Genomic DNA, 6,569 nt, shown 5'->3' with positions numbered 1-6,569 from the left:
GCGGCACCGAATTCACCGGCTACACGTCGGAGGAAGGCGAAGGCGAAGTCGTCGCGTTGATCAAAGACGGTGTGCGGGTCGACAGGGCCGTCGCCGGCGACGAGGTCGATGTCGTACTCAACCAGACCCCCTTCTATGCGGAGAGCGGCGGCCAGGTCGGCGATGCCGGTCTCGCGACCAACGACAAGGGGCTGAAGGGCCGCGTGTTCGACACGCAGAAGCATCTCGGCCGCCTGTGGGCGCACCGCACCAAGATCGAGGCGGGCGAGCTCGCGATCGGCGATGCCGTTCATCTCGTCGTCGATGGCGAGCGCCGCAATGCGATCCGTGCCAATCACTCGGCGACGCACCTGTTGCATGCCGCGCTGCGCGAGCGCCTCGGCACGCATGTCGCGCAAAAGGGCTCGCTGGTCGCGCCCGAACGCCTGCGCTTCGACTTCTCGCAGCCGACCGCGATCGATCCGGTGCGGCTGGCCGAGGTCGAGGCCGATGTGAACGCCTATATCCGCCAAAACGACCCGGTCGCGACGCGGCTGATGACGCCCGAGGAAGCGATCGAGGAAGGCGCCATGGCGCTGTTCGGCGAGAAATATGGCGACGAGGTTCGCGTCGTGTCGATGGGTCGCGCGCCCGACGGCAAGTCGATCTACAGCCTGGAATTGTGTGGCGGTACGCATGTCGGCGCGACCGGCGATATCGGCCTGTTCAAGCTGGTGAGCGAAGGCGCGGTGTCCTCGGGCGTGCGCCGTGTCGAGGCGCTGACCGGTGAAGCGGCGCGCGCCTATCTCGCCGGCCGCGACGAAAAGCTGCGCGAGACCGCCGCCGTGCTCAAGTCGACCCCCGACGAGGTGCCGGCGCGCGTTGCCGCGTTGGTCGAGGACCGCCGTCGGCTCGAACGCGAATTGGCCGAGGCCAAGAAAGCGCTGGCGCTGGGCGGTGGCGCCGGCGCGGCACCGACGGGGCCGGAACAGGTCAACGGCGTCAATTTCGTCGGCCAGGTTGTCGAGGGACTGGAAGCCAAGGGCCTGCGCGGCGCGGTCGACGAGACCAAGGCGCGGATCGGCTCGGGTGTCGCAGTACTGGTCGCGGTCAATGACGGCCGCGCCTCGATCGCCGTCGGCGTGACCGACGATTTGACCGGCCGCTTCAACGCCGTCGACCTGCTACGCAAGGCGGTCGAGGTCCTGGGCGGGCAGGGCGGCGGCGGTCGCCCGGACATGGCTCAGGGCGGCGGGCCCGACGGCAGCAAGGGCGACGAAGCGGTTGCGGCGGTGAAGGCGGCGCTGGCCTGATCCTATATTGTGACAGCCTTGCTGTCGTACTGAATCGGCGATATTCTATGGCAGCCGTTCGAGCGGAATGAACATCCGTGACGGTGCGTCGGAGGCTGGCGATGGTGTCGGATCAGCGGTCGCGTATCGACGCCATTGGACGCCGGTCGATCGGCCTGGCGCTGGCGGTTGTCGCGGCCTGCGCGCTAGCGTCGTCGGCCGTTGCGCAAAACGCGCCCGCCAAGCCGGGAGACATCGTCGTCACCGGCCGCACCGAAAACTCGGGCAAGCAGATCGACAAGGAAGCGCGCAAGATCACCGCGCCGATGAGCGATCTCTATGGCGAGTCTTTGGCACGGTTCGCCTCGCCGGTGTGCCCCGCGGCGGTCGGCGTACCGCCGGATTTCGCCAGGACCCTAATCAATCGCTTGCGCCAGGATGCCGAACTGGCCGGGGTCGAGGTCGCCAAGCCCGGATGCAAGCCCAATATCGCCGTGATCTTCGTCGAGAATGGCCAGGAAGAAATCCGTGCCATCCGCAACAAGCAGACCGCGTTGTTCGCCGGCCTGTCGCGGGGCGATATCGGCCGGTTGGCCAACGATCCCGGCCCGGTCCACGCCTGGACACGGACGGAACGAAAGGGGGTCGATGGGCAACCACTCGAATTCGGCCCGCTGGACGATGCCCCCGCGCTCTCGGTATCGGCCTCATCGTCGTCTCTGATCATGCTGTCGACGCGTCTCGACGTCGATTCGGCGGTGGTAGTGATAGATTTACCGGCGGCGAGCGGGATGACCACGAACCAATTGGCCGACTACGCCGCGATGCGTGCGCTCGCCCGGACCGATCCGAAGGGAGTGAGCGGCAAGGTCGGCACGATCCTCGCCTTGTTCGATGCGCCGGCGGGCAAGCAGCCCGCCGAAATGACGACCTTCGACCTCGGCTATTTGCGGGCGCTGTACAAGCCGTTGGCAGGGCAGCCAGCCTATATGACGCTGGGCGGACTTACCGACGCAGTTCGCAGCGTGTCGACCGTTACCGCCTCCGCCGACAAGCACTGACCACGCCGGTCAAGAGGCTTCCGCCTTTCTGACACGCCGCAGCCGCGGCTCGCGGTCGAGCCCGGCTTCGTCCTTGATCGACTTGTGCAATTCGTCGCGCTTCTCGTGGATCGAGGCGATGACGAATCCCATCGCGACGCCGAGATCGACCAGCACCGCTTCGGATAATTGCAGCGAGCTTTCGAGCGTTTCGGGCACCGCGTCGGTGGCACCCGCCTTGTAGAGTTCGGCGGCATGCGCCGCGTCGCGCGCGCGGGCGATGACCGTCAGGCCGGGCACCCAGCCGCGCACCCGCTTGGTCAGGCGCACGGTCAGCACCGGATCGTCCATCGTCAGCACCAGCGCTTTGGCGCGGCCGAGATTGAGGCGATCGACCAGTTCGCTGCGCGCGACATCGCCGAACAGCACCGAATAGCCCTCGCGCCGCGCGGCGTTGACCGTGTCGATATCGGCCTCGACCGCGATATAGGGCTGGTCGTGCTCGCGCAGCATGTCGGCAACCATCCTTCCGACGCGGCCGAAACCGATCACCACCGTGCCCGGCCCCTCATCGGCGAGTTGCAGGTCGGGCGCGAGGCCTTCTCGCGCTTCCAGCCGCCGCGCGACGCCATGGCCGATCTCGGCCAGTGCCGGCGTGATCGTCAGCCCGAGCGCGGTGACGGTCTGCCAGAAAGCGGCATCCTGCTGCGCGATCAGCCCCGCCGCCGCGGCAGTACCGAGCACGATCAGCGTGGTTTCCGACGGGCTCGACATCAGCAGACTGGTTTCCGCCGCGACGCCGCTCCTGGCTTTGGTCAGCTTGAGCAGGGCGAAGGTGACGATCGACTTGGCGGCGACCACGCCGAGCAGCGCCAGCACGAAATCGCCCCAATGCGCCAGCAGGGTCTCGAGGCTCAGGCTCATGCCGACGGTGATCAGAAACACGCCGAGCGCGAGCCCCTTGAACGGCGCGGTGATGACCTCGACCTCGCTATGATATTCGGTCTCGGCGATCAGCACGCCGGCCAGCAGCGCCCCGACGATCGGCGACAGACCGGCGGCGGTCGTAGCCAGGCTGGCGACGATGACCACCAGCAGCGAGATGGCGAGGAACAGCTCCGGGCTCTTGGTCCGGGCGGCCTGGGCGAACAGGCGGGGCAGGAGGAACCGCCCGACCAGGAAGATCGCGACGATCGCCACCGCGCCCCAGATCAGCACGCCGGCGATGTTCCCGCCGCGCCCGCCCATCGCGCCGAGCCCGAAGATGATCGGGACCAGGGCGAGATCTTCGAACAGCAGCATTGCGAACGCGGTGCGTCCGACCGGGCTCGTCGTCCCGGCGATCGGCAGTACGAGCGCGGTCGACGACAGCGCCAGGGCGAGGCCGAGGCCGAGCCCCGCGCCCCAAGCCTCGCCGGTCAGCAGCAATGCCCCGCCGATCACCGCCGCGCAGCCGAACAATTCGGCGGCGCCGATCCCGAATACCGCGCCACGCATCGCCCAGAGCCGACGCAACGACAATTCGAGCCCGATCGAGAACAGCAACAAGGTGATGCCGAATTCGGCAAACGGCTCGATCGCGTGCGAATCGGAGATGGTCAGGTGATAGAGCCAGGGATGCTGGCCGACGAGCGCGCCCAGCCCGGCCGGGCCGACCAGGATGCCGACCAGGATGAAGCCGATCACCGGGCTGACCTTGAACCGCGCGAAGGCCGGGATCACGATGCCCGCGGCACCGAGAATCACCAGCGCATCGCTGAACCCCTTGTTGTCGAGACCGATCGCCATCGCGGCATCAAAGCAGGCCGAAGGGAGTTTGTCAGTCATGATCGAAACCGACATCTGCATTATCGGCGGCGGTCCGGCCGGGATGGTCGCCGGACTGCTGTTCGCGCGCGCCGGCCTGAAGACCGTGGTGCTGGAGAAGCACAAGGACTTCCTGCGCGATTTCCGCGGCGACACGGTCCATCCCTCGACCCTGCGGATCTTCAGCGAGCTCGGCCTGCTCGACGAATTGCTGCAACGGCCGCACCAGAAGATCGAGCGGCTGAGCGCACGGATCGCCGGGCGCGACATGCAGATCGTCGATCTCACCCATCTCCACGTGCCGGCGCCCTATGTCGCGCTGATGCCGCAATGGGACTTCCTCGATTTCGTCGCCGAAACCGCACGGCGTTATCCGACCTTCGCCCTGCGCCAGAGTTGCGAGGGCACCGAACTGATCGAGCAGGACGGGCGCGTGCGCGGCGTACGAACCAGCGACGGCGAGGAGATCCGCACACGGCTGACGATCGCAGCGGATGGCCGCGATTCGCGGCATCGCGACGGGCTGCCGACGACGGTGATCGGCGCACCGATGGACGTATTCTGGTTCCGCATTCCCAAGGCGGTGAAGCCGGACAACGACACGATGGGGGTGTTCGACACCGGCACCCTGTTCGTGCTGATCGATCGCGGCGATTATTATCAATGCGCCTTCGTCTTCCCCAAGGGCGGGGCCGAGAAGATCAGGGCAGAAGGGCTCGACGCCTTCCGCGCCCGCGTCCGCGCGATCGGCCCGGAAACCGCGACGGTCGATCAGGGCGTGACGAACTGGGACGACGTCAAATTGCTGACCGTAACGGTCGACCGGCTCGACAAATGGGACAGGCCCGGCCTGCTGGTGATCGGCGACGCCGCGCACGCCATGTCGCCGATCGGCGGCGTCGGGATCAACCTTGCGGTGCAGGATGCGGTTGCGGCCGCCAATATCCTGGCTGCGCCGATGGCGGCGGGAAACGATCCCGATCCGTTGCTCTACCTCGTACACGACCGCCGCATCCGCGCGGTCAAGCTGACCCAGGGCATGCAGAAGATGGTCCAGGACAGCATCATCGCGCCGCTGTTGTCGAGCACCGAACCGCTCGATGGCCCGCCACTCGCGGCGAAATTGCTCGACCGCATCCCGTTGCTGCGCCGCATCCCGGCGCAGGTCATCGGCATGGGCTTCCGGCCGGAGCATGTCCGGTCGCCCGAAGCAAAGTGATGATTGCCGCATCGGTGGAGGATCGTGCGCTGACACTCGGTCGCGACGGCGTCGAGCTTTGGGCGGGCGCGGCGTCCGGGCATCTTCCCGCCATTATCCAGGCGGTGGCGAGCCAGCCTGCCGATCATGCCGGCATCCGCCTGACCGGCATTCCGGCGCTGAACGATCTGCTGAATGCTCGAGGCGCTATCGGCGCGCTAGTGGCGCGACACCTCGGCCCTGCGGCACGACCGGTGCGGATGATCCTGTTCGACAAGTCGGCTGCGACAAATTGGGCGCTCGGCTGGCATCAGGATCGCACGATCGTCGTTCGAAATCGCAGCGAGGTACCGGGCTTCGGGCCGTGGACGATCAAGGCGGGAATGCTCCATGTCGCGCCGCCGATCGATCTGCTGGAACGGATGATGACGATCCGTATCCATCTCGATCCGGTGTTAGGGACCAACGCGCCGCTGCTGGTCGCGCCGGGGTCGCATCGACTGGGAAAAGTGGCTGAAGACGACATCGCTACCGCGGTCGCGCGTCTCGGCGCCGTCGTCGCATGCCTGGCGGCGGCCGGCGACGTGTGGGCCTATGCGACGCCGATCCTGCATGCCTCGGACGCCTCGGGCGAACCGCGACGGCGGCGGGTGTTGCAGGTTGATTATGCTGCCGAGGAATTGCCCGGCGGGCTGGAATGGCTCGGGATTTAGCTGAGGCCCTCTCCCCGAAAGGGGTGAGGGGAAAGGGAGCGAAACTCCGCGCGATTGCAGCGCAATCGCTCCCCTTCATCCAAGCTTCGCTAGGCTGCTCTTACGCCCAGGTCGCCATCTTGGCTTCGAGGTTCTCGCGGATCGCCTCGAAGAACTGCTCGGTGGTCATCCACGCCTGATCGGGGCCGATCAGCAGCGCGAGGTCCTTGGTCATCTTGCCGCTCTCGACGGTCGCGATGCAGACCTTTTCCAGTTCCTCGGCGAAGCGCGTCACGTCGGGCGTGCCGTCGAACTTGCCGCGATACTTGAGGCCGCCGGTCCAGGCGAAGATCGACGCGATCGGGTTGGTCGAGGTCGCCTTGCCCTGCTGGTGCTGGCGATAGTGACGGGTGACGGTGCCGTGTGCGGCTTCGGCCTCGACGGTCTTGCCGTCGGGCGAGAGCAGGACCGAGGTCATCAAGCCGAGCGAGCCGAAGCCCTGCGCGACCTGGTCCGACTGGACGTCGCCGTCGTAATTCTTGCAGGCCCAGACGAACTCGCC

At 66.9% G+C, this 6,569-nt stretch carries 6 protein-coding genes; 4 read left to right on the top strand and 2 right to left on the bottom strand.

What is annotated here, in order from left to right; translation table 11 throughout:
• Positions 1-1,292: alanine--tRNA ligase-related protein (locus tag ACTHJR_RS05155; protein ID WP_440522052.1), on the top strand; the 1,292-nt coding region annotated here is incomplete at its 5' end.
• Between the two features lie 77 nt (positions 1,293-1,369).
• Positions 1,370-2,332, top strand: a complete 963-nt coding sequence (locus ACTHJR_RS05150; RefSeq protein WP_440522051.1) for a hypothetical protein — start codon at positions 1,370-1,372, stop codon at positions 2,330-2,332.
• Positions 2,333-2,341: 9 nt separating this feature from the next.
• Here ACTHJR_RS05150 and ACTHJR_RS05145 read toward each other — a convergent pair whose 3' ends face one another.
• Complete coding sequence (locus tag ACTHJR_RS05145) at positions 2,342-4,099, bottom strand: cation:proton antiporter domain-containing protein (protein WP_440522054.1); 1,758 nt, start codon at positions 4,097-4,099, stop codon at positions 2,342-2,344.
• Positions 4,100-4,136: 37 nt separating this feature from the next.
• Here ACTHJR_RS05145 and ACTHJR_RS05140 point away from each other — a divergent pair, with 37 nt between their 5' ends.
• On the top strand, positions 4,137-5,336 hold the full coding sequence (locus ACTHJR_RS05140; RefSeq protein WP_440522050.1) for an FAD-dependent oxidoreductase: 1,200 nt from the start codon (positions 4,137-4,139) through the stop codon (positions 5,334-5,336).
• Positions 5,336-6,028, top strand: a complete 693-nt coding sequence (locus ACTHJR_RS05135; RefSeq protein ID WP_440522053.1) for a phytanoyl-CoA dioxygenase family protein — start codon at positions 5,336-5,338, stop codon at positions 6,026-6,028. The genes ACTHJR_RS05140 and ACTHJR_RS05135 overlap by 1 nt, the downstream gene beginning before the upstream one ends.
• A gap of 100 nt (positions 6,029-6,128) precedes the next feature.
• On the opposite strand, the gene ACTHJR_RS05130 is transcribed toward ACTHJR_RS05135, so the two are convergent.
• Positions 6,129-6,569: isocitrate/isopropylmalate family dehydrogenase (locus ACTHJR_RS05130; protein ID WP_440522049.1), on the bottom strand; the 441-nt coding region annotated here is incomplete at its 5' end.

It is taken from the genome of Sphingomonas sp., assembly GCF_051962185.1.
In the GTDB taxonomy this organism is placed as follows: Bacteria; Pseudomonadota; Alphaproteobacteria; order Sphingomonadales; family Sphingomonadaceae; genus Sphingomonas.
The sequence above is the reverse complement of the archived record's forward strand: the minus strand, read 5'-3'. Positions and strand labels throughout refer to the sequence as shown.

What these genes read in the sequence shown, in the direction of transcription:
- ACTHJR_RS05145 (WP_440522054.1), bottom strand. Translation starts at nt 4,099, where the DNA reads ATGGCGATCGGTCTCGACAACAAGGGGTTCAGCGATGCGCTGGTGATT.
- ACTHJR_RS05140 (WP_440522050.1), top strand. Translation starts at nt 4,137, where the DNA reads ATGATCGAAACCGACATCTGCATTATCGGCGGCGGTCCGGCCGGGATG.
- ACTHJR_RS05135 (WP_440522053.1), top strand. Translation starts at nt 5,336, where the DNA reads ATGATTGCCGCATCGGTGGAGGATCGTGCGCTGACACTCGGTCGCGAC.